The following is a 21050-nucleotide window of genomic DNA, read 5'->3' on the forward strand; positions in this document are numbered from 1 at the left end:
TCCAGCGGACGTGCGCGCGCGGAGCGCGCCCCGACCGACGCTGAGCGTCAGCGTTTGACGCCGTGGCGCTCCCCGGTCCACCCGCCCCGGTCGAGGAGTCGCTCGCCGAGCTCGCGCGGCGCATCCTCGAGGTCCGTGGCCATGGAATCGTTCCAGCGGTTCAGGAAGCCGTACAGGCAGATCGCACCGAGCATCTCGACGATCTGGTCCTCGCTCCAGTGCTTCCGCAGCCGTTCCATCAGTTCGGCGTCGACGCCGTTCGGCACGCTGCCGGCCGCGAGCGCGAAGTCCAGTGCGGCGCGCTCGGCATCGCTGTAGAGCTCGCTGCTCTGGTAGTCCCAGATCGCGTCGAGCTTTTCCTGCGACAGGCCGCTGATGCCGGCGGCGATCAGGGAATGCGCCTCGCAGTACTGGCAGCCGGCCGCGCGGCTGGCGAAGTGCGCAAGAAGGCGTTTGGTGGCCGGGTCGACCGCGCCCTCCGGGTCCATGACGGCCGAGGTCAATACGCCGAAGGCCTTCACGATTTCGGGCCGGCGCTGCATCGTCAGCAGGCTGTTCGGCACGAAACCCAGGATGTCGGCGAAGTGGTCGAAGGTCTCGGCCAGCTCGGGGGTGGTCTCGGGGGGCAGCGGTTCCATGAAAGCCATGCGTGGTCTCCGTCGGCGTGATTCGATTCGGGTCGGTCAGGATGCGAGAATGGACCCGGGTTTGCAATGGAAGCGGTCCAATGATCGACGCACTGGTTGAATGGCTGGCGCAGGGCGGTGTCTGGTTCGGCTGGCTGGTCGCCGTCGTGCTGGTGCTGGTCGGGGTGGCCGGGGCCATCCTGCCGGCGCTTCCGGGCACGCCGCTGGTGCTCGGCGGACTGGTGTTGATGGCCTGGCTGGACGACTTCGCCCACGTCGGCGCCGGCACGCTGCTGTGGCTGACCCTGCTCACGATCCTCTCGATACTGGTCGACTTCATCGCCACCGCGGAGGGGGCACGCCGCTTCGGCGCCGGCCGCGGCGCGATCCTCGGCGCCACCCTGGGCGTACTGGTCGGGATCTTCTTCGGTCTGCCCGGCCTGCTGCTCGGCCCGTTCGTCGGCGCCGTCCTCGGTCACCTGGCGGGCCGCGCGCGGGTCGACGACTCCCTCCGCGCCGGCGTCGGCGCCAGCGTCGGCGTCCTCGTCGGCACCCTGGCCAAGGTCGTCATCAGCGTGGTCATGATCCTCTGGTTCGCCCTCGCCTGGTGGTTCTAGCTCTCGCGACGTACCGGACGTCGTGCCATGTTCCTAGAGGATGGACGCGAAGGCGCGAAGGAGCGAAGAAACGCGAAGGAAAAGCCTTAAAGTGGATTAGAAAAGCGATCTCGCGCAGTGAAACAAAGGCGCAGAGAGAAAGAACGGAAAACAGGGTTCGGGTTTCAGGTTTCAGGAAAAGCCAGAACCTACAACCAACAACCAACAACAAGCGTTCTGTTTTCTCGCAGAGGCGCGGAGACGCAGGGAAAGACAGTGCGGGTATCGAGGCGCTGGAGTTTCGTCACGAGGTCCCGGGTTCCGGCTTCGCCGGCCCCGGGATGACGGAGTCATTGATGAATCGGGAGCCTGTCCGAGTCTGTACCGATTTCCGCGTCCCTGCGAGAAATCGCTTCTGACCCTCTTCGGTTCCTGCTTTTCTCTGGCCCCTGATTTTTTCGCTTCTCGTTTCTTTGCGTTCCTTCGCTCCTTCGCGCCGTTGCGTCCATCCTCCAAACGACACCAGCCGTTAACCTCGTTCGAAGAACCCGTGCTCGAGGAAGTGGGCGACGGCGTCGGCGACGGTGGGGGAGAGGACGAGGCCGGTGTGGGAGACGGGCAGAAGGAGCCGGTCGGTTTCGCCCTCCAGTCGGGTTTCCGCCTCGGCCACGGTGCCGTCGTGGGGGCACGGCAAGGAGGCGATGAGGCGGCCGGCGCCCAGCCCCTGCTTACCGGCCACGATGCCGACCTCCCAGCCGGCCGGGGCACGTCGCCCTCCCGTCTCCAGCGGGCCGGCGGCGCGACCGACCAGCCGCTTCAGCGGACCGAGTCGCCCGAGCCGGTGCGCGACCGATGAGCCGTTGACCGGGCTGCCCAGCAGCACGAGGCGAGCCGGGCGGATGTCGAATCGCTCGATCGCGTGCAAGGCAACCAGGCCACCCAGGCTGTGTCCGACCAGGTGGACGGGCCCGTCATGAGCCCGGTCGTCGGCCAGCAGCCGTTTCAGGTACGACGCCAGCGCCTCGGCATTGGCGTCGATCGAACGGCGGACGGTGGGGTAGCCGAATCGGTGAATGCACCGACCCCGGGACTGCAGACGCGAGGCCATCGGCTTCAGGCTGATTCGCCCGTACCAGAGGCCGTGGATCAGGACGACGTGAGCGGTTCCGGGCATCGATCGGGCGCGCGTTCAGGGAAGACGGTGGCTCCAGCCTAGCAGGCCGATGGCAGTCTGCCGGAACGCAGTCTTCCGGAACGAAGAAGGCCGCGCGGGGCGCGGCCGTTTTCAGATGCAATGGCGTTGCCCGTCGGGCGATCAGGCCAGGCGACGCACTGCCAGACCGGCGAGCACGAGGATCAGCAGCGCCAGGCCCCAGGGGTCGAGCACCGGGATGGGTTCGTAGGGAAAATCGAGCGGCAGTGCGGCCGAGGTGCCGTCGGCGAAGACCGCGGTCACGCCCAGCGGCTGGTTCGAGCCGTCGCCGACCGCGAAGACGGAAATCACATCGCCGTCGTTCAGGCGCACGGGCTCCGGGTCGATCAACTCGGTCGATCCGTCCGGCGTGGCGATCACCAGGTCGTACACGCCGGCCGGCAACTCCAGATAGCCGGAGTCGGCACCGTAGGGCACGTTGGTCAGGCCGGCGACGACGGTTCCGTCCTGCAGACGGATCGAGACTTCGGTCGCCGCCGAGGTGTCGGCGAACGGTGCGGTGTGGACGATGCGCAGCTTCGCGTTGCCGGCCGCCGGTGCGGACAGGTCGTCGACGAGCGGCAGCAGCGCCAGCGGCTGGTTGGCCCCGTCGCCGATCGCGGCGACGGTGTAGTCGGTGTCGGCCGCCAGGTCCGGCGAGGCGGTGATCGCGACGGGACCGCCCGGCGGCGTGCGCACGTCGACCTGGGTCACGCCGGGCGCCGTGCCGGCGGGCGTCAGGGTCAGGTAGCCGGAGGTCTGGTTGAACTCGACACCGGTCAGGACTTCGGTGCCGTCGACATCGACCGAGACTGCGGTGTCGGACAGGTCGGGCGCGAACGGGGCGAGATGCGCCACGTTGACACGGGTCTGGGCCTGGGCGCCGGCGGCGAGCATCAGAGCCGCTCCGGCGGCGGCGATCGAACGGGCAAATGGCTTCATCGGGGTCTCCACGCAAGCTTGAGTTCGTTGGGAACGCGAGCATGGAGAATCGCCGCCGAGCGTGAATCCCGCGGCAAAAAAACGTGAAATTACCTTCACTTGCGTCGATGGCCGACGCAAGCGATGGGCGGCGCTCAGTCGGCGAGGGTGCGGATCGACAGTTCGGTCAGCGTCTGCGGCTCGATCACCGACGGTGCGCCGGTCAGCGGGCAGCCCGCCGTGGTCGTCTTCGGAAACGCGATCACTTCGCGGATCGAATCCTCACCGGCCATCAGCGCGGCGATCCGGTCGATGCCGAAGGCGATGCCGCCGTGCGGCGGGCAGCCGTAGCGCAACGCTTCGAGCAGGAAACCGAAGCGGGCCCTGGCCTCCGTCTCGTCGATGCCGAGGATGTCGAAGGCCGCCTGCTGCAGCGCAGGATCGTGGATACGGATCGAGCCGCCGCCGATCTCGGCGCCGTTGAGGACCAGGTCGTAGGCGCGCGAAAGGGCATCGGCCGGCTCTGCGCGAAGCGCGTCCGGATCGGCTTCGGACGGCGCGGTGAACGGGTGATGCAGCGCGTAGTAGCGCTGGTCGTCCTCGTCGAACTCGAACATCGGGAAGTCGACCACCCAGAGCGGCCTCCAGCCGTCCTCGACCAGTCCCCGTTCGCGGCCGACCTTGAGCCGGACCGCGCCCATGAAGGCGGCGACGGTCAGCGCCGGACCCGCGCCGAACAGCAACAGGTCACCGTCACCGGCGCCGGTGCGTTCCAGGATGCCGGCGGCGGTCGGGGCGTCGAGGAACTTCGCGATCGGCGACTGCAGGCCGTCGAGGCCGGCGGATGCGACGTTGACCTTGATCCAGGCCAGGCCCTTCGCGCCGTACTTGCCGGCATGGGCGGCGAGTTCGTCGATCTGCTTGCGCGACAGGTCGGCCGCGCCGGGCACGCGCAGCGCGGCAACGCGTCCGCTTTCGTCCGCGGCCGGGCCGGAGAAGACCTTGAAGTCGGACTCGACGACCAGGTCGTCGACGTCGACCAGTTCCAGCGGAATGCGCAGGTCGGGCTTGTCGGAGCCGTAGCGGCGCATCGCCTCGGCCCAGGTCATGCGCGGGAACGGATCGGCGAGCTCGACGTCGAGCACGTCGGAGAACACATCGCGAACCAGCCCCTCGGCCAGGCCCTGCACGTCGGCTTCCTCGACGAAGGCCATCTCGATGTCGAGCTGGGTGAATTCGGGCTGCCGGTCGGCGCGGAGGTCCTCGTCGCGGAAGCATCGGGCGATCTGGTAGTAGCGGTCCATGCCGCTCATCATGAACAGCTGCTTGAAGATCTGCGGCGACTGCGGCAGCGCGTAGAAGCGGCCCCCGTTGACCCGGCTGGGAACGAGGTAGTCACGCGCGCCCTCGGGCGTGGCGCGGGTCAGGATCGGGGTCTCCAGGTCGAGGAAGTCGCGGTCCTCGAGATGGCGGCGGATCGCCGAGGTCAGCTTCGAGCGCAGCCGCAGGTTCTTCTGCATGCGCGGACGGCGCAGGTCGAGGTAGCGGTACTTCAGGCGGACTTCTTCGCCGTCCTCGTCGGTCATCAGCAGCGGCAGTGCGGCCGAGGCGTTCAGGAGTTCGATGGATTCGGCGACGACTTCGACCTTGCCGGTCTTCATGTCGGCGTTCCACTGGCTCTCGGGACGCATCCGGACCCGGCCCACGACTTTCACGCAGAACTCGTTGCGCAACGTCTCGGCAACCTCGAAGCCACTCCGGTTGTCGGGCTCGACCACGACCTGGACGATGCCGGCGTGGTCGCGCAGGCCGATGAAGACCAGTCCGCCGAGGTCGCGACGGCGGTCGACCCAGCCGCATAGAGTGACCGTCCCGCCGTCGAGGGATTCGTTGACCTGGCCGCAGAGATGGCTACGCATGGAAAACTCCTGGTTCGTCGGGCGCGGAGCCGCGCCCTCGAGAAAGCGCGCGAGCCGGCGGTCCGGCTCGCGATGAAGGGTGGAATCAGGCGGCGGCCGTGGACGTGCTGCTCGAGGCCGCGTCGGACTTCGAGGGCTTGGCCGGGGCGTCCGAGCCGGACGACTTGCCGTCGCCGGAGTCGGCCGGCTTGCCCGCCTTGTCGTCGCCGGCCAGGTTCTTCTTGCCGTCCTTCTTGAAGTCGGTCTCGTACCAGCCGCCGCCCTTCAGCCGGAAACCGGCGGCCGAGACCAGCTTGGCCAGGGCGTCGGCCTCGCAGTCGGGGCAGGTGGTCAGCGGGGCGTCCGAGATCTTCTGGAGCTTCTCGAGGCGGTGGCCGCAGTTCTTGCATTCGTATTCGTAGATCGGCATGGCGGTCGGTTCCTCCTGACAGGTGGCGCCAATCTGGGGTCCCGGCGCACCGTTTTCGAGTCCGGCGCGACGCGGAAATCCGTCAACCCGCTATTATGACGGCTTTTCCACGCCTCCGGAGCCTGCCGCCCGTGGACGATGCCCCCGCCGACCGGTCGTCCCGCGATGCCGTCGCCTCGGCCAACGCGCATGCCGACGGCGACCGGCTCGATCCGGAACGGGTCCGGAACGCCTTGCGCGCCGGCGCGATGGAATCGGCGCGGCCGCTCGCGCGCGGCAACCAGGGGTGGGTGTTCGGGCTGTCGATCGACGGCCGGCGCCTGATCGTCAAGACCCCGGCGGGCGGTGTGGCCTCGGCCGTGCATCGACGCGCGCTGGCCCGCGAGGCGCGTGCCTACGCGCGGCTGCAGGGGCTGTCCGGCTTCGCGACCTGTCACGGCCTGTTCGACGGTCGGTGGCTGGTGCTCGACGAACTCGTCGCTCGCCCCTACCGCGAGGTCGAGCCCGACGACGGCTTCTTCGACGGCCTGTTGCAGACGATCCGCGCGATGCACGCCCGCGGCGTGGCCCACGGCGACCTCAAGCGGAAGTCCAACCTGCTGGTCGGCGACGACGGCCGGCCCCGCATCGTCGACCTCGGCACCGCCGTGCTGCGCCGGGATCGCTTCGCGCCGCTCAACCACGCGCTGTTCCGGACCCTGGCCCAGACCGACCTCAACGCCTGGGTCAAGCTCAAGTACGGAGGCTACGAGGGAATCGACGAGGCCGATCGACACCTCTTCCGGCCGACCTGGCCCGAACGGATCGCGCGTCGCTTCCGACGGAGATGAAAACTGGGCAACGCTGGATTACCGCAGATGAACGCGGATGAACGCAGATGAAAAACGATTCTTTGATGGGGTCGATCCACTAGCCCCTGGCCCCATCTCCCTCGTCTCTCGAACGCCGGGCCGCATTCTCGCTCTTCCGTTTCTCGCACTGATCTGCGTCCATCCGCGATCATCCGCGGTAAATCATCGGCTTTCATTCGAATGATCGACGCAGGCGTTCCAGGCCCTCGTCGATGGAGACGGTCGGGGTCCAGCCCAGGTCCCGCTTCGCCGCGTCGATCGAGAACCAGTGGGCGGTGGCGAGGTGTTCGACGACGAAGCGCGAGATCGGCGGGTCGCGCCTGAGGCGCAGCGCGCGCCAGACGCCTTCGACCGCGTAGGCCGCGGCGGTCGCGACCTTCGGGCTGACGGTCCCGATCCGGGGTGGTTCGCCGGCGGCGTCGAGCAGGCCGCGCAGGATGTCGGCCACGGGCCGGGGTTCGCCGTTGGTGATGAAGTAGGCGCGCCCGGCCGAGCGGCCCGGGCCGGCGAGGTCGTCGAGGGCGGCGACGTGGGCCGCGGCGGCGTTCTCGATGTAGACCGTGTCGATCTTCTTCCCGGGCGCAGGCAGGCGCAGCCGTCCGCTGCGGTTGCGCTCGATCAGGCGGGGCAGCAGGTGGTTGTCGCCCGGCCCCCAGATCAGGTGCGGCCGGAGTGCGGCGACCCGCAGGTCGTCGTCGTTCGCGCCCAGCGCGATCCGCTCGGCTTCGGCCTTGGTCGCCGGGTAGGGCGCCGGGTGGTGGTCGGCCAGCGGCAGCGATTCGTCGCCCCCCTCGATGTCGCCGCCGGCGTGGACCACGCTGGGCGAGGACGTGTGGACGAGCACGCCGATGCCGTGCCGGCGGCAGGCGTCGACCACGTTGCGGGTGCCGTCGACGTTGGCGCGAACGAAGTCCGGGGCGTGCAGGCCGGGTCCGGCCTTGGCCGCGACGTGGATCACTGCCTGGCACCCGCGGCAGGCGACATCCACGGCGTCGGCATCGCCGATGTCGCCGCGATGCTGGGCCACACCCAGCGCCTCCAGCGCGGGGTAGGCCGAGCGATTCAGCGTGGCGACCTCGTGACCGCGGTCGAGCAGCGCTCGGACCACGGCCTGGCCGAGAAAGCCGCCGCCTCCGGTGATCAGGATCTTCATTCGATGCCTCTCCGTTGTCGATGGCTGTCAACGGCTGGCCGGGAACGATCTTTCCGCCGATCGCCCCGCCGCGCGCCGGGATTTCGTATGCTACGCGGTTTGCCCGGTCGGCAAGTCCGCTCGACACGATGCCGGCCCCTCCCGTTGCAACTCCGAAGGTTTACCCAATGGCTCAGTACGTCTACACCATGAATCGCGTCAGCAAGGTGGTTCCACCGAACCGCACGCTGATCAAGGACATCTCCCTGTCGTTCTTTCCCGGCGCCAAGATCGGCGTGCTCGGCCTGAACGGGGCCGGCAAGTCGACCGTGCTCCGAATCATGGCCGGGGTCGACACCGAGTTCGACGGTGAAGCGCGTCCGCAGCCCGGGATCAACATCGGCTACCTGCCGCAGGAGCCCGAACTGCCCGAGGAGGCGACGGTTCGGGAGGCCGTGATGGACGGCCTCGGCGAACTGCGCGACATGCTCAAGCGCTTCGACGAGATCTCGGAGAAGTTCGCCGAGCCGATGTCCGACGAGGAAATGACCGAGCTGCTGGCCGAGCAGGCCGAACTGCAGGACAGGATCGATTCGGCCGACGGCTGGGACCTGGACCGCACGCTCGAAGTCGCCGCCGATGCGCTGCGGCTGCCGGCCTGGGACACGGAGATCAAGGTGCTGTCGGGGGGCGAGCGCCGCCGCGTCGCGCTGTGCCGCCTGCTGCTGTCCAAGCCCGACATGCTGCTCCTCGACGAGCCGACCAACCACCTCGACGCCGAGTCGGTGGCCTGGCTGGAGCGCTTCCTGCACGATTTCTCCGGCACCGTGATGGCGGTGACCCATGACCGCTACTTCCTGGACAACGTCGCCGGCTGGATTCTCGAAATGGACCGCGGTCACGGCATCCCCTTCGAGGGCAATTACACCAGCTGGCTGGAGCAGAAGGAAGCCCGCCTGGCCCGCGAAGAGAAGCAGGAGCAGTCGCGCCAGCGCGCACTGAAGGAAGAGCTGGAGTGGGTGCGCAGCAACCCGAAGGGCCGCCAGGCCAAGAGCAAGGCCCGCCTGAAGCAGTTCGAGGAACTCAACTCGAAGGAGTTCCAGGCGCGCAACGAGACCCAGCAGATCTACATTCCGCCGGGTCCGCGTCTCGGCGACCAGGTCATCGAGGTCGAGAACCTGACCAAGGCCTTCGGCAACAAGCTGTTGATCGAGGACCTTTCGTTCCAGGTGCCGCCGGGCGCGATCGTCGGCATCATCGGCGGCAACGGCGCCGGCAAGTCGACGCTGTTCCGGATGATCGCCGGCGAGGAGCAGCCGGACTCGGGACGCATCACGATCGGCTCGACGGTCGAGATCGGCTACGTGGACCAGAAGCGCGACAGCCTCGCCGATGACCGCCAGGTGTGGGAAGAGATCGCCGAAGGCGCCGAGACCATCCAGGTCGGCAACTACTCGATCCCGGCGCGCGCCTACGCCAGCCGCTTCAACTTCAAGGGTTCGGACCAGCAGAAGCGGGTCGGCCAGCTGTCGGGCGGTGAGCGCAACCGTGTCCACCTGGCCAAGGTACTGCGCTCCGGTGGCAACGTGCTGATGCTCGACGAGCCGACCAACGACCTCGACGTCGAGACGCTCCGCGCGCTGGAAGAGGCCATCCTGGCCTTCCCCGGTTGCGTGTTGGTCACCTCGCACGATCGCTGGTTCCTGGACCGCATCGCCACCCACGTGCTGGCCTTCGAGGGCGATTCGCACGTCGAGTGGTTCGAAGGCAACTTCTCCGACTACGAAAAGGACCTCAAGCGCCGGAAAGGCGACCAGGCCGGCCCGCATCGCATCAAGTACAAGCGCATCGACGGGTAGGGCTTCGTTTCGGCTTTGTGGCCGATTTCCTTAGAGGACTCTGGCGCCGAGCTCGAGCGAGGCCTCAGTCGTCGAGCTTCGATTCGAGGTCGGCGACGCGGGCTTCGAGGGCTTCGAGGCGGGCGATGAGGTCGGCGTCGGCAGACGGCGCACCCGACGCCTCCGCGGGGCGGCTGTCGGCGCCCGGCGCCGCGCGACCCGCATCGGCGGCCACCGGGCCGCAGAGGCGGTGCATGTAGCGGTCCTCGCGCTGGCCCGGGCCCTTCGGAATGCGGACGGCCATCGGCGCTTCGCCGGAGCACAGGCGCTCCAGCGCGTAGTCCACGTCCTCGAGCTCGTCGAAGCGGTGCAGCCTGGACGACCGGCTGAACAGCTCGGCCAGGGTCTGCGGCCCGCGCAGCAGCATCAGGCCAAGCAGCGCCTTCTGTTCACGCGTCAGCTTCAGGCCCGATTCCACGCGGTGGGCGTAGCGGGAGGCCCGCGCGCCGTACTCGCTCTTGACCAGGCCGCGGGTTTCCAGCCTGCGCAGCGCCTGACCCACCTCGCCTTCGCTCAGGTTCATCTGCGGGTGCCGACTGGTCTTCTGGTTCGCGGCCGTACGCGCCGCGTTCTCGGTCAACGGATACGTCTCCGGCGTCGTCGCCTCCTTCTCGATCAGGCAACCCAGCACCCGGGCTTCTTGCTGCGAAAGCGGCTCGTCCAGCGGCAGCGGCGCATCGTCGATCATGGTCGGAGCTCCGTTCGGTTCAAGGGGCAGCGTCCTGTAGATGATAGACGCCAGGAGAAAAAGGAGCGAAGGGCGCGAAGCATCGTATGGAAAGATCGGAAGGCGATGTCTCGCATAGGCTGTCGGGCCGGTAGACAAGACCGTAGAGCGAACGTCTGTGGGAGTGAGCTTGCGAGCGAAGAGTTCGGGTAGAGAACAAGATCGCTCGCAAGCTCACTCCCACAGGCGTCCTGGCTTCGGGACCCTCGTGCTGTTCCTCTGCGGCTCCGCGTCTCTGCGAGAAAACGCTGTCCGGATTCTTTCAATCTCTTTCGTCGCGTCCTTTGCTCCTTCGCGCATTCGCGCCCATCCTCTACAGGTCGCTGGCGATTCCGTTCGACCGAAGCCGTATCAGTCCGACGAAAAGGATGGCCGGAACGGGCGGGGGTTCCAGGCGAGGTGTTCGCGCGCGGGGGTGTCGTCGACGACGAGGTCCATGCGCTGGCGGCGGATCATGGTCGGGGTCACGGACCGGAATCGGCCGAAGGCCCGGCCGGTGCGCACGAGCGCCGTCAGCAAGGGACCGGGCACCTGGACGATGTTCGGGTCGGCGCCGGCCGCGGATGCGATGCGGCGGACGAAGTCGGGGTAGGGGAGGGTCTCGCCGCCGCCGAGGTCGAAGGGCTCGAAGCCGTGCCCGCGGCGCGCGACCAGCCGGGTCATCAGCCGCGCCAGGTCCTCGGCGTGGACCGGCTGGCGCAGTCCGCGGCCGGCGATCGGAAGCACCCGTCGCGACCGGGCCGCCTCGGCGATCACCGAAACGTTGCGGTCGTGGTCGCCGCCGTAGATCAGGGTCGGCCGGAGCAGGGTGACGTCGATACCGCGGCGCTCCGCGCACTCGGCCAGCCGCAGTTCGGCGTCGGCCAGTTCGCGCATCATCGCGCGCTCGGCCGGGTCCGGGGAGTCCTGCTTGAAGCGCACGCTGGCCGAGCCCAGCACCACGACCCGGCGGACCGACGGCAGGCGCTCGAGCTGGCGGCGCGCCAGCGTCAGGGGGCCGGCGCTGAGCATCACCTGCGACTCGGCGCGCAGGGGTTCCCGGGCGAGATCGTGCTGCAACCACAGCACGCCGGGCCAATCGGCATCCGGCACCCGGCGCGAAACGGCCATCACGGGCACCGCGGCCTCGGCCAGGCGAGCGAGCAGGCACCGGCCGACCGCGCCGGTGGCGCCGAGCACCAGGACCGGGGCCGGTCCGCTTGCCAGGCCGGGGATCACGCGGCCTCCGGCCGGAAGCGGCGATCCCGGAGAGCGGCGAACGGCGTACGGAGGAGCCGGCTGCCGGTCAGGGCCAGCCACCAGAAGGGGCGCTGCCAGGCGCTTGCGCCGGTCGCGATGTGCTGCCGGATGTAGCGCATGAGGCCGCGATGCTTGGAGCGCATGACGTGCAGTGATCGGCCGCGGGACGAGACGCCGCCGACGTGGCGGATCGTCACGTCGGGGACCCAGCGCAGGCGGCCGCCTGCAGCGCGCAAGCGGGCGAACAGGTCCAGGTCCTCGAAGTGCAGCGGATAGCCCTCGTCGAAGCCGCCGACCGCGCGGAAGGCGGCGGCGCGAACCAGCATGCAGGCCCCGGACACGGCGTCGAGTTCGGTCGGCCGGTCCGGCGCCGGTGTGCCGGTCAGGTCGATACCGCGCCCGGAGGCGCCGGGCAGCAGCTCGGCGAGGACTCGGCCCGCTGTCGGCGCTCGGCGTCGGCTGCCGCGCTGCTCGCGGCCCGCGTCGTCGATCACCCGTCCGGAGACCAGCACGGACTCCGGGTGGGCATCGAGCTCCCGGACCAGCCGGCCCAGGTCGTCGTGCGAGATCGCGGCGTCGGGATTGAGCAGCAGCAACAGTTCGCGTTCGGTCAGGCGCGCGGCGCGATTCATGCCCGGGCCGAACCCCAGGTTCGCCTTGGCCCGGTCGATGCGGAGGTTCGGACCGGAAAGGCCGGCAAGGCTGTCGTCGGTCGAACCGTTGTCGACGATGACGATTTCGAGCGCGGCGCCGTGGCCCTCGGCGAGTCGTCGGGCTCCGCGCTCGAGCCACGGTCCGGCGTTGTAGTTGACGATCAGCACGCCGACCCGTCGGAGCGCGTCGCGCAGGCTCAGCGCTTCGTCAGCCACCGGCGGAGCCGCGTCCAGGTGGAGGAGGTGTCCGTAGAAGCGTCCGGGGCGTCGGAGTTCGATCGAGCGAGCTCGAGCGCCGCGCGCAGCCGCTCGATCTCGCGTTCGCGCTCGGCCAGCAGGTGACCGGCAGCGATGTGCTTGCGCACTTCCTCGTTGTAGTGGGCGTACACGCTCTCGGCTTCGTCGGTGAACAGCGACAGCGCCGGCGGTTCCGGCAGGTCCACGCCGTCGGCGGCAGCGATGGCCAGGAAGTACAGCGGCTCGGCGGCCGGGCGCCGATCCTTGGTCACCGTACCGTCGTCGGACAAGGTCAGGTGTTCGGTGCCCGAGTCGTCGTCCAGGGACCAGAGCAGCGAATGGAACATCAGCTTCTGGCCGTGCAGGCGATGGTTCGGAAAATGGCGACCGAGCAGGGCTTCGAGCTCGTCGCGGTAGAGTTCGCGGACGTGGAACTCGTTGTCGTAGCCGGTCAGGTCGGAGTAGGTGCGCTTGTCCGGCGAGGACAGCAGCAGCACGCCGCCGGGCCTGAGCACGCGCCGGAAGCCGGCCAGCAGCTCGTCGTGTCCGGCGAGGTGCTCGAGGGTCTCGAAGGAGACCACCACGTCGAAGCGATCGTCCTCGAACGGAAGGTCGAGCGCGTCGGCTTCGAGGAATTCGAGCCCGTCGGCCGAATACCGCCGGCGGGCATGGGCGATCGCCTCCGGGTCAACGTCCACGCCGACGACCGAGCGCGCGCGGCCGGCGAGCAAGCGGCTGCCGTAGCCTTCGCCGCAAGCGCAGTCGAGCACGTCCTTGCCGGCCACCAGGCCACGCGCCCAGGCGTAGCGGTGCCAGTGCTCGTAGACGATCTCGCGGACGCACTCGGGGGTGAACCGTTCGCCGGTGAACTCCAGCGCGTCGTCGTGTTCTGGCTCGGCGGACATCGAGACGGCCCCTAGAGGCGGAATTCCTTGCCGAGGTAGACGTTGCGCACGTCCTCGTCGGCGAGCACCGCGTCGGGCGGCCCCTGGGTCAGGACGCGGCCCTCGGAGATGATGTAGGCACGATCGCAGATGCCCAGCGTCTCGCGCACGTTGTGATCGGTGATCAGGATGCCGATGTCCCGGTCGCGGAGATGCGCGACGATGCGCTGGATCTCGCCGACGGAAATCGGGTCGACGCCGGCGAAGGGCTCGTCGAGCAGGATGAAGCGCGGGTCCGCGGCCAGGGCGCGGGCGATCTCGACCCGGCGCCGTTCGCCGCCGGACAGGCTCACGCCCAGCTGGTCGGTGAGGTGCCCGATGCTGAACTCGTCCATCAGCCGGCTCAGTTCGGCTTCGCGACCGTCGCGGTCGAGGTCCTTGCGCAGTTCGAGGATGGCGACGATGTTGTCGCGCACGGTCATCCTGCGGAAGATCGAGGCTTCCTGGGGCAGGTAGCCCAGGCCCAGCCTCGCGCGCCGGTGCATGTTGGCCCGGGTGATGTCGGTGTCGTCGAGCCGGATCGTGCCGCCGTCGGCGGGCACCAGGCCGACGACCATGTAGAAGCAGGTGGTCTTGCCGGCGCCGTTCGGTCCGAGCAGGCCGACGACTTCACCGCGCCGGACCTCGAGCGACACGCCGTGGACGACGGCGCGGCCGCGGTAGCGCTTGACCAGGTTCTCCGCGACCAGCATCAGCGGCCGTCCGAGTCCGGTTCGTTGCCGCCGCCTTCGCCGTCGGAGTCGTCCTCGACGTCGTCATCGGTCGCGTCCGGCGATTCCGAATCGGACGGTTCGGAGTCGATCGATTGCGGGTCCGTCGACGCCGGGTCCGACGAATCCGGGGCCGCGGACTCGACCCCGCTGGCCTCGGGATCGGTCGATCCGGTGCCGGGGGGCTCGGCGGTCTCTTCCCCGGTGTCCGCATTGCTTGCTGCCGGCCCTTCGGCTCCACCTTCGGCATCCTGTTCGCTTTCGGGCTCGCCGCCGTTCGGGGCGGGCGCCGGGCGCGGATCGGACATGGCGTCGGGTTCGATGACCACGCGGACGCGCTCGTTGCCGGTGCTGCGCCCCGCCAGGCTTTCAGCGGTCAGGTCGTAGACCAGTTCGTCACCGGTGAACTCGCCCTGCTCGTGGCGGATGATCGCGTTGCCGGTCAGGGTGACGATGTTGGCGATGACGTCGAAATGGATCATCCGGGCCTCCCCGGTGACCACCGAGCCGTCCTCCAGCCGGTCCCGCCACGTGCTGGGCTGCCCTTCGAGCTCGACCTCCGTGATCTGCCCCTCGGCCTGGCGGATGATGCCTCGATCGGCCTGCACCTCCATCGCGCCGCGCGTGATGGACACGTTGTCCTCGAAGCGGGTCACGCCGGAGCGGAGGTCGTAGAAATTTCGCTCGGCGTCGATGACGATCGCCGGACGGATGGTCGGACCGGTCGCCGGACCGGTTGCCTGGCGAGCCGGGGTCGATTCAGCGGTCGTCCGTTCCTGCGCCAGGAGCGGGGTCGCGGTCGCCCAGAGACTCATCATCAGAAGCGTCGCGATAGATCGCGTGCACATCGTTTTCAAGCTCCACCCGGTCATCGTTCATGAAGTAGACAAGAGTACCACCGGTCAGTTCGTCGCCTGCCTGTCGTACACGCACGGGGCGGTCGGACCGCAGCTCCCCGGCACGCCGGTCGTGGTCGAGACGCTCGGCGTCGATCCTCACCGTCCCGCGCGGGTGCGGCCGCTCGGCGACGACGTTGCCGATCAGGGCCAGCGTCTCGTCGTCGCGGTACAGCACGCCGCGGTCGGCCCGGCCCGTCCAGGCCGCATCGTCTGTCGGCAGTTCGAAACGCGGTTGCTCGAGCCGGGCCTCGCGCGTGGCCGGGTCGTGCTCCAGGCGCGGACCGGCTACTCGCAGCGAGACCCGGCCCTCGGCATCGAACAGGGTGGCCCGGTAGTCGCTGAGCGCGTAGTCGAAGGTAGCCTCGGGTCGATCGGTCGCGTCGGCGTCGCGGTCGCCGCGCTGGTTCAGCCACCAGTTGCCCAGCACCGCAAGCAGCAGCGCCACGCTTGCCAGCAGCCAGGTGCGCTTGCGCTTCACCCGAACGAGGTCCGCCACTCCGACAGCTTGCCGCGGGCGGCGAGCAGCAGTTCGCAGAGGTCGCGAACCGCGCCGCGGCCGCCGGCGTGCGCCGCGACGAAGTCGCACTGCCCGGCGATCCAGGCGTCCGCGTCCAGCGGGCAGCACTTGAGGTGGACGGTCTTCATGGCGGGCCAGTCGACCAGGTCGTCGCCCATGTAGGCGGTGTGTTCGGCGGCAACGCCGGTGGCTTCGAGCAGTTCTCCGAGGGCCACGCCCTTGTCGTGCCGGCCCTGGATCAGGTGCTCGATGCCGAGTTCCGACATCCGCTTGCGCACGAGCCTCGAGTCGCGCGCGGTCAGCGCGGCCACCTTGACGTCGTAGCGCATGATCGCCTTCAGGCCGAGGCCGTCGCGGGAATAGAAGGCCTTGATCTCCTGGCCGGCGTCGTCGCGGTACAGGCGACCGTCGGTCATCACGCCGTCGATGTCGAACACGGCAAGACGGACCGGCTTCGCACGCTCGAGCAGGGCCTCGTCGACCGGGGTGGGCGTCGGCGTTCCCCCGTTCATACGACGCCGGCCTGGAGCAGGTCCTGGAAGTTCAGGGCGCCGACCAGCCGGCCCTCCTCGTCGACCACCAGCAAGCCCTGGATGCGGCGGGCCTGCATCTGCTCGACCGCCTCGGCCGCCAGCGCGTCGGCATCGATCGTCTGCGGCTCGGCGGTCATCAGGTCGCGCACCGGCGTGGTGCGGATATCGCCGACGCCGTCGAGGCCGCGCCGGAGGTCGCCGTCGGTCAGGATGCCCAGCACCCGTCGCGCGTCGTCGATCACGGCGCACAGGCCGAGCCGGGCCCGGGTGATCTCGACGATCGCGTCGGAAACGGTGCGGTCGGGGCCGATCGCCGGCAGGTCGTCGCCGGAATGCATCACGTCGGCGATGTGGAGCAGCAGCCGCTTGCCGAGGGAGCCGCCGGGATGGGAGCGGGCGAAGTCCTCGGCGGTGAAGCCGCGCGCGTCGAGGACGCCCATGGCCAGCGCGTCGCCCATCGCCAGCTGGGCCGACGTCGATGCGGTCGGCGCCAGGCCCAGCGGGCAGGCTTCGCGGTCGACGCCGGTGTCGAGGTGGACGTCGGCGTGCCGGGCCAGGGTCGAGTCGGCGTTGCCGGTCATCGCGATCAGCCGGACCCCGAGCCGCTTGATGACCGGCAGCAGGGCCAGCAGTTCGGCGGTCTCGCCAGAGTTCGACAGGGCGACGATCAGGTCGCCGCTGCGGATCATGCCCAGGTCGCCGTGGCTGGCCTCGGCCGGGTGGACGAAGAAGGCCGGCGTGCCGGTCGACGCGAGCGTGGCCGCCAGCTTGTGGCCGATATGGCCGGACTTGCCCATGCCGGTAACGATCAGGTGGCCGTCGCAGGCCAGCACCAGGCGGCAGGCGTCGACGAACGCGTCGTCGAGCCGCCCGGCCAGCGCGGTGATCGCCCGGGCCTCCGTGGCCAGGACTTCACGCCCGCGCTCGATCAGCGCGGCGCCGTCGAGTTCGTCGCCGTCGGTCTTCGTACGGGTGCGGTTCGGTGCGGAATCGCTCATGCGCCAAGTGTAGCCGCTCAGCCCAGTGCCTCGTGGAATACCACCACTTGGTAGACGAGGTAGGCGAGCAGCAGCACGCCCGCTTCGCCGCGGCCGACGCGCCGTCCGGTGTAGGCGGCGATCGCCAGCGCCACGAAAATGCCCGCCATGACCGGCAGGTCGCGCCAGATCAGGATCGGTTCGATCGTCATCGGGTGGATCAGGGCGGCGATGCCGAGGACGCCCAGGAGGTTGAACAGGTTGGAGCCGAGGATGTTGCCGATCGCCAGGTCGTCTTCCTTCTTCACCGCGCTGGCGATCGCCGCGGCGAGCTCGGGCAGGCTGGTGCCCAGGGCGACCACGGTCAGGCCGATCACCGCCTCGGAAACGCCGATCATCACCGCCAGCGAGACTGCGCCGTCGACCAGCATCTGGGCCGAGACGGGCAGCACGACCAGGCCGATCAGGGTCCAGATCACCGCGGTCTTCGTCGGCATGCCTTCCGGAATCTCCGACAGCAGCGCGTCGGTGGTCGGGTCGGACTTGGCCTGCACCAGCGTGCGTACGGCCATCGAAGCGATGAACAGGAACAGGCCGCCGATCAGGATGAATCCATCGGCGCGGCTAAGGGAGCCGTTCACCATCAGGACGGCGGTCAGGATCGTCACGAGGCCGAGAATCGGGAACTCGCGGCGGCGTGCGGAGGCCTCGACGTCCATCGGGTAGATCAGCCCGGTCAGGCCGAGGATCAGGCCGACGTTGGCGATGTTGGAGCCCAGCGCGTTGCCGATGGCCAGCGAGGGATTGCCTTCCAGCGAGGCCAGCGCCGAGACGACCATTTCCGGCGCCGAGGTGCCGAAACCGACGATGGTGAGGCCGACGACCATCGGCGAGACGCCGAAATTCCGTGCCAGTGCCGAGGCGCCGGCCACGAGACGGTCGGCGGACCAGATCAGCAGCACGAAGCCGGCAGCAAGCTGCAGCAGCGGGATCAGCATCCGGCGATCACTGTCGCTTGGGTCGTTGCCCCGGTACCGGCGGTTGATCCAGATGAAACCATCGATTCGTTTACCATGTCGGATTCTTGACGAAAGAAGCTGCGGAGCCCGCGTCCGCGCCACCGCGCGGACCGCGAGCCGGCCGCGGAAACTGCACTTCACCGCCCCGTCGGCGAACGAGTCGCCGGACCGAACGTGAAATCATGCCGGGAAACCCAACAGAGTATCCATGAACAGCGAACAGATCGAGAAGCTGCTGCGGGAGGCGTTTCCGGACGCCGACGTCTCCGTATCGAGCGACGACAACGTGCATTTTAGCGCGAAAGTCGTCGACGCCGGTTTCGACGGCCAGAGCCGCGTCCAGCGTCACCGGCGCGTACACGACGCCATCGGACCCGAGCTCGGACGCGAGATCCACGCCCTCTCCCTGCAGCTGAAAACGCCGCAGGAACTCGGCCAGGCATCGTGAGCACCCGGATCCGGATCGACGGTGGTGTGCCGCTGGCCGGCACGGTGCCGATCTCCGGCGCCAAGAACGCCGTGCTGCCGATCCTCATGGCCAGCCTGCTCACCGAGCAACCGTGCCGCCTGAAGAACGTGCCGCACCTCAAGGACGTGACCACGTCGATCGAGCTGCTGGCCCAGATGGGCGCGGAGGTCGGCCTGGCCGACCAGCTGACGATCGAACTGGACACGTCGCGGGTGGCCCACCACGAGGCCCCCTACGAGCTGGTCAAGACCATGCGCGCCTCGGTACTCGTGCTGGGCCCGCTGCTGGCACGCTTCGGTGCAGCCCGCGTGTCGCTGCCGGGCGGCTGCGCGATCGGCGCCCGACCGGTCGACCAGCACCTGCGCGGCCTGGCGGCGCTGGGCGCGGACGTGCGGATCGAGTCCGGCTACATCGTGGCCGAGGCGAAATCGCTGAAGGGGGCGCGGATCGTGCTCGACACCGCGACCGTGACCGGCACCGAGAACATCATGATGGCCGCGGTGCGCGCCGAGGGCACGAGCGTCATCGAGAACGCGGCACAGGAGCCGGAGGTGGCCGACCTGGCGCGGTGCCTCAACGACATGGGGGCCGATATCGAAGGCGCGGGCTCCAACACGCTGGTCATCCGCGGCGTGCCCGAGCTGGCCGGCTTCGACTACCGGGTGCTGGCCGACCGCATCGAGGCCGGCACGTTCCTGGTGGCCGGCGCCATGACCGGCGGCAAGGTCCACGCCCGGGGCGCCGACCCGCGGACGCTCGACGCCGTGCTGCAGAAACTCGAGCAGGCCGGTGCGACGATCGACAGCGGGCCCGACTGGATCGAGCTCGACATGGGCGGTCGTCGGCCGAAGGCAGTCGATGTCACCACCGCGCCGTATCCCGGCTTTCCGACCGACATGCAGGCGCAGTTCACGGCGCTCAACGCGATCGCCGAGGGCACCGGCGTGGTCCGCGAGACGGTGTTCGAGAACCGATTCATGCATGTCCAGGAACTCCAGCGTCTCGGTGCCGACATGCGCGTCGACGGCAACATGGTCGTCATCCGCGGCAAACCGAAACTGGCGGCCGCGCCGCTGATGGCCACCGACCTGCGCGCATCGGCCTCGCTGGTCCTGGCCGGTCTCGTGGCCGAGGGATCGACGTTGATCGACCGGGTCTACCACATCGATCGCGGTTACGAGAACATCGAGGAGAAGCTGGGGCAGCTCGGCGCGCGAATTCGTCGGGTCACGGACAAGGCCGCCTAGCGCTGCCGGAGCTGTGCCTGTGGGAGTGAGCTTGCGAGCGAATGGTGAAGTTTTTCGGTTCGCTCGCAAGCTCACTCCCACAGGCCTGCATTCTTCCGGAAAGGTTCGGTTCGCTCGCAAGCTCGCCCCGACAGGCCTGCATTCTTCCGGAAGTGTTCGGTTCGCTCGCAAGCTCACTCCCACAGGCCTGCATTCTTCCGGAAAGGTTCGGTTCGCTCGCAAGCTCACTCCTACCGGCCTTCAATCTTGAGGAGGGGTGGGCGGGTCCGGGTCCAGGAGTGATTCGAACCGTCGATCGACTACTTCGATCCCGGATCGCGGCGTCTCACGCTGTACGCCATCCCGATCGACCTGGGCGTGGTGGGCTCGAAGCCGAACTTCGAGTACAGCTTCGGCGAGTGGTGATCGGCGATCAGGGAAACGTAGGCCGTCTCCGGCGCGTTGTCGTCGAGCCATTCCCGGATCGCTCGCATGATTCTCGTTCCCAGGCCGCGGCGCTGGTGGTCGGGGTGCACGGCCACGTCGACGACCTCGAAGTTGCAGCCGCCGTCGCCGACCACGCGGCCCATCGCGACCAGCGCACCCTCCCGCCGGATGACGGTCGAGAACAGGCTGTTCGGGAGGCCTTTCGACGCGGCCCCGGCGCGCTTCGGCGAGAGCCCGCAGCGGGTGCGGAGGTCGCAGTACTCGGCGACGTCCGGGACCGCCGGCTCCTGGACGTAGGCCTCATCGATCATCGGGAAACGCGGGGTCCGATCGAGCGGGTGGCCTGCACTCAGTCGACCTCGGCTTCGGCTTGCATCACCACGTTGATGATGATGTACGTGCCGTCCGACATCACCTCGACCCGGTCGGAGCGCGGCAGGTAATCGTCGAGGCGCTCGACCGCCTCACCATCGACCAGGAACATCATCCGCTCCGGCTCGACGGGCGTGGTGGCTTCCGTGTCCTCGACGAACTGCGCGACGATGGCATCGACATCGTTCTTGCCCGAGACCTGCAGTTCGGCGGTGGAATAGACGACCTTGTCGGCCGCGACGGCGACCATCGAGAGGACGAGCAGCACGAGTGGAGCGAAGAATCGGGTCACTGAACCCTCCTTGAGCGAACGGATCGATTGTTACGTATCCTACCGGCAGCTCCGTAGCAGCGATGTCTGCCTTGCTTCAGCGTCGCTTCAGAAGTCCGCCCGGGCTCCGAGCGCCTGCCGTGTGATCTCGATGCGGCGGATTTCGAGCATGGGGAGCGGACCGCGGACTTTTTTCCTATCGGGTCATCGGTCGATCACGGTGGACCTGCCGGTGCCTGCTGTGGGAGACGGAACGCGCGCTCGGG

At 68.8% G+C, this 21050-nt stretch carries 23 protein-coding genes; 5 read left to right on the forward strand and 18 right to left on the reverse strand.

What is annotated here, in order from left to right; translation table 11 throughout:
- Positions 1-47: 47 nt before the first annotated feature.
- Positions 48-647 carry a carboxymuconolactone decarboxylase family protein gene (locus KUV67_09540; GenBank protein MBY6205122.1) on the reverse strand — a complete coding sequence of 200 codons (600 nt, stop codon included), beginning with the start codon at positions 645-647 and terminating at the stop codon, positions 48-50.
- An 80-nt stretch (positions 648-727) separates the two neighbouring features.
- On the opposite strand from KUV67_09540, the gene KUV67_09545 reads away from it, so the two are divergent.
- Complete coding sequence (locus tag KUV67_09545) at positions 728-1243, forward strand: DUF456 domain-containing protein (GenBank protein MBY6205123.1); 516 nt, start codon at positions 728-730, stop codon at positions 1241-1243.
- Positions 1244-1751: 508 nt separating this feature from the next.
- Here the strand turns inward: KUV67_09545 and KUV67_09550 are convergent.
- From KUV67_09550 to KUV67_09565, 4 genes are all read right to left on the reverse strand, one after another.
- The gene (locus KUV67_09550; protein ID MBY6205124.1) at positions 1752-2396 is read right to left on the reverse strand and encodes an alpha/beta fold hydrolase; all 645 of its coding nucleotides are present in this window, start codon (positions 2394-2396) and stop codon (positions 1752-1754) included.
- Between the two features lie 141 nt (positions 2397-2537).
- Positions 2538-3356, reverse strand: a complete 819-nt coding sequence (locus tag KUV67_09555) for a DUF4397 domain-containing protein (GenBank protein ID MBY6205125.1) — start codon at positions 3354-3356, stop codon at positions 2538-2540.
- A gap of 134 nt (positions 3357-3490) precedes the next feature.
- Positions 3491-5254, reverse strand: a complete 1764-nt coding sequence (gene aspS, locus KUV67_09560; GenBank protein ID MBY6205126.1) for an aspartate--tRNA ligase — start codon at positions 5252-5254, stop codon at positions 3491-3493.
- A gap of 85 nt (positions 5255-5339) precedes the next feature.
- The gene (locus KUV67_09565; protein ID MBY6205127.1) at positions 5340-5663 is read right to left on the reverse strand and encodes a zinc ribbon domain-containing protein; all 324 of its coding nucleotides are present in this window, start codon (positions 5661-5663) and stop codon (positions 5340-5342) included.
- A 131-nt stretch (positions 5664-5794) separates the two neighbouring features.
- On the opposite strand from KUV67_09565, the gene KUV67_09570 reads away from it, so the two are divergent.
- On the forward strand, positions 5795-6493 hold the full coding sequence (locus KUV67_09570) for a hypothetical protein (GenBank protein ID MBY6205128.1): 699 nt from the start codon (positions 5795-5797) through the stop codon (positions 6491-6493).
- A 193-nt stretch (positions 6494-6686) separates the two neighbouring features.
- Here KUV67_09570 and KUV67_09575 read toward each other — a convergent pair whose 3' ends face one another.
- Positions 6687-7667, reverse strand: a complete 981-nt coding sequence (locus tag KUV67_09575) for an NAD-dependent epimerase/dehydratase family protein (protein MBY6205129.1) — start codon at positions 7665-7667, stop codon at positions 6687-6689.
- Positions 7668-7834: 167 nt separating this feature from the next.
- Here KUV67_09575 and ettA point away from each other — a divergent pair, with 167 nt between their 5' ends.
- Entirely contained in the window at positions 7835-9505 is a 1671-nt protein-coding gene (gene ettA, locus KUV67_09580; protein ID MBY6205130.1) for an energy-dependent translational throttle protein EttA, read from the forward strand.
- 64 nt (positions 9506-9569) lie between these two features.
- On the opposite strand, the gene KUV67_09585 is transcribed toward ettA, so the two are convergent.
- From KUV67_09585 to KUV67_09630, 10 genes are all read right to left on the reverse strand, one after another.
- Positions 9570-10232, reverse strand: coding sequence for a DUF480 domain-containing protein (locus KUV67_09585; protein MBY6205131.1), 663 nt, complete (start codon positions 10230-10232; stop codon positions 9570-9572).
- Between the two features lie 390 nt (positions 10233-10622).
- Positions 10623-11489 carry a hypothetical protein gene (locus KUV67_09590; protein MBY6205132.1) on the reverse strand — a complete coding sequence of 289 codons (867 nt, stop codon included), beginning with the start codon at positions 11487-11489 and terminating at the stop codon, positions 10623-10625.
- Positions 11486-12379: a glycosyltransferase family 2 protein gene (locus KUV67_09595; GenBank protein MBY6205133.1), complete on the reverse strand. Its 894-nt coding sequence runs from the start codon at positions 12377-12379 to the stop codon at positions 11486-11488. The genes KUV67_09590 and KUV67_09595 overlap by 4 nt, the downstream gene beginning before the upstream one ends.
- Positions 12361-13305: a class I SAM-dependent methyltransferase gene (locus tag KUV67_09600; protein MBY6205134.1), complete on the reverse strand. Its 945-nt coding sequence runs from the start codon at positions 13303-13305 to the stop codon at positions 12361-12363. Before KUV67_09600 ends, KUV67_09595 begins: the two co-directional genes overlap by 19 nt.
- 11 nt (positions 13306-13316) lie before the next feature.
- The gene (lptB, locus tag KUV67_09605) at positions 13317-14036 is read right to left on the reverse strand and encodes an LPS export ABC transporter ATP-binding protein (GenBank protein MBY6205135.1); all 720 of its coding nucleotides are present in this window, start codon (positions 14034-14036) and stop codon (positions 13317-13319) included.
- On the reverse strand, positions 14036-14872 hold the full coding sequence (gene lptA, locus KUV67_09610) for a lipopolysaccharide transport periplasmic protein LptA (GenBank protein ID MBY6205136.1): 837 nt from the start codon (positions 14870-14872) through the stop codon (positions 14036-14038). The genes lptB and lptA overlap by 1 nt, the downstream gene beginning before the upstream one ends.
- Positions 14814-15431, reverse strand: coding sequence for an LPS export ABC transporter periplasmic protein LptC (gene lptC, locus KUV67_09615; GenBank protein MBY6205137.1), 618 nt, complete (start codon positions 15429-15431; stop codon positions 14814-14816). The genes lptA and lptC overlap by 59 nt, the downstream gene beginning before the upstream one ends.
- Positions 15428-15982 (reverse strand): HAD family hydrolase, encoded by a 555-nt coding sequence (locus KUV67_09620; protein MBY6205138.1) that lies wholly within the window; start codon positions 15980-15982, stop codon positions 15428-15430. The genes lptC and KUV67_09620 overlap by 4 nt, the downstream gene beginning before the upstream one ends.
- On the reverse strand, positions 15979-17001 hold the full coding sequence (locus KUV67_09625) for a KpsF/GutQ family sugar-phosphate isomerase (protein MBY6205139.1): 1023 nt from the start codon (positions 16999-17001) through the stop codon (positions 15979-15981). Before KUV67_09625 ends, KUV67_09620 begins: the two co-directional genes overlap by 4 nt.
- Before the next feature lie 17 nt (positions 17002-17018).
- Positions 17019-17978 carry a calcium/sodium antiporter gene (locus tag KUV67_09630; GenBank protein MBY6205140.1) on the reverse strand — a complete coding sequence of 320 codons (960 nt, stop codon included), beginning with the start codon at positions 17976-17978 and terminating at the stop codon, positions 17019-17021.
- Positions 17979-18207: 229 nt separating this feature from the next.
- Here KUV67_09630 and KUV67_09635 point away from each other — a divergent pair, with 229 nt between their 5' ends.
- Positions 18208-18447: a BolA/IbaG family iron-sulfur metabolism protein gene (locus KUV67_09635; GenBank protein ID MBY6205141.1), complete on the forward strand. Its 240-nt coding sequence runs from the start codon at positions 18208-18210 to the stop codon at positions 18445-18447.
- On the forward strand, positions 18444-19715 hold the full coding sequence (murA, locus tag KUV67_09640) for a UDP-N-acetylglucosamine 1-carboxyvinyltransferase (protein MBY6205142.1): 1272 nt from the start codon (positions 18444-18446) through the stop codon (positions 19713-19715). Before KUV67_09635 ends, murA begins: the two co-directional genes overlap by 4 nt.
- 299 nt (positions 19716-20014) lie before the next feature.
- Here the strand turns inward: murA and KUV67_09645 are convergent, their stop codons facing one another.
- Together KUV67_09645 and KUV67_09650 are read right to left on the reverse strand one after the other, a co-directional pair.
- On the reverse strand, positions 20015-20452 hold the full coding sequence (locus tag KUV67_09645) for a GNAT family N-acetyltransferase (GenBank protein ID MBY6205143.1): 438 nt from the start codon (positions 20450-20452) through the stop codon (positions 20015-20017).
- Between the two features lie 38 nt (positions 20453-20490).
- A complete protein-coding gene (locus KUV67_09650) occupies positions 20491-20805 on the reverse strand; it encodes a hypothetical protein (protein ID MBY6205144.1) in 315 nt (104 codons plus the stop codon).
- Positions 20806-21050 lie beyond the last annotated feature (245 nt).

Origin of the sequence: Halomonas denitrificans, from assembly GCA_019800895.1 — a bacterium.
GTDB lineage: Bacteria > Pseudomonadota > Gammaproteobacteria > Xanthomonadales > Wenzhouxiangellaceae.

What these genes read in the sequence shown, in the direction of transcription:
- KUV67_09540 (MBY6205122.1), bottom strand. Translation starts at nt 647, where the DNA reads ATGGCTTTCATGGAACCGCTGCCCCCCGAGACCACCCCCGAGCTGGCC.
- KUV67_09545 (MBY6205123.1), top strand. Translation starts at nt 728, where the DNA reads ATGATCGACGCACTGGTTGAATGGCTGGCGCAGGGCGGTGTCTGGTTC.
- KUV67_09550 (MBY6205124.1), bottom strand. Translation starts at nt 2,396, where the DNA reads ATGCCCGGAACCGCTCACGTCGTCCTGATCCACGGCCTCTGGTACGGG.
- KUV67_09555 (MBY6205125.1), bottom strand. Translation starts at nt 3,356, where the DNA reads ATGAAGCCATTTGCCCGTTCGATCGCCGCCGCCGGAGCGGCTCTGATG.
- aspS (MBY6205126.1), bottom strand. Translation starts at nt 5,254, where the DNA reads ATGCGTAGCCATCTCTGCGGCCAGGTCAACGAATCCCTCGACGGCGGG.
- KUV67_09565 (MBY6205127.1), bottom strand. Translation starts at nt 5,663, where the DNA reads ATGCCGATCTACGAATACGAATGCAAGAACTGCGGCCACCGCCTCGAG.
- KUV67_09575 (MBY6205129.1), bottom strand. Translation starts at nt 7,667, where the DNA reads ATGAAGATCCTGATCACCGGAGGCGGCGGCTTTCTCGGCCAGGCCGTG.
- ettA (MBY6205130.1), top strand. Translation starts at nt 7,835, where the DNA reads ATGGCTCAGTACGTCTACACCATGAATCGCGTCAGCAAGGTGGTTCCA.
- KUV67_09585 (MBY6205131.1), bottom strand. Translation starts at nt 10,232, where the DNA reads ATGATCGACGATGCGCCGCTGCCGCTGGACGAGCCGCTTTCGCAGCAA.
- KUV67_09600 (MBY6205134.1), bottom strand. Translation starts at nt 13,305, where the DNA reads ATGTCCGCCGAGCCAGAACACGACGACGCGCTGGAGTTCACCGGCGAA.
- lptB (MBY6205135.1), bottom strand. Translation starts at nt 14,036, where the DNA reads ATGCTGGTCGCGGAGAACCTGGTCAAGCGCTACCGCGGCCGCGCCGTC.
- lptA (MBY6205136.1), bottom strand. Translation starts at nt 14,872, where the DNA reads ATGATGAGTCTCTGGGCGACCGCGACCCCGCTCCTGGCGCAGGAACGG.
- KUV67_09620 (MBY6205138.1), bottom strand. Translation starts at nt 15,982, where the DNA reads ATGAACGGGGGAACGCCGACGCCCACCCCGGTCGACGAGGCCCTGCTC.
- KUV67_09625 (MBY6205139.1), bottom strand. Translation starts at nt 17,001, where the DNA reads ATGAGCGATTCCGCACCGAACCGCACCCGTACGAAGACCGACGGCGAC.
- KUV67_09630 (MBY6205140.1), bottom strand. Translation starts at nt 17,978, where the DNA reads ATGCTGATCCCGCTGCTGCAGCTTGCTGCCGGCTTCGTGCTGCTGATC.
- KUV67_09635 (MBY6205141.1), top strand. Translation starts at nt 18,208, where the DNA reads ATGAACAGCGAACAGATCGAGAAGCTGCTGCGGGAGGCGTTTCCGGAC.
- KUV67_09645 (MBY6205143.1), bottom strand. Translation starts at nt 20,452, where the DNA reads ATGATCGATGAGGCCTACGTCCAGGAGCCGGCGGTCCCGGACGTCGCC.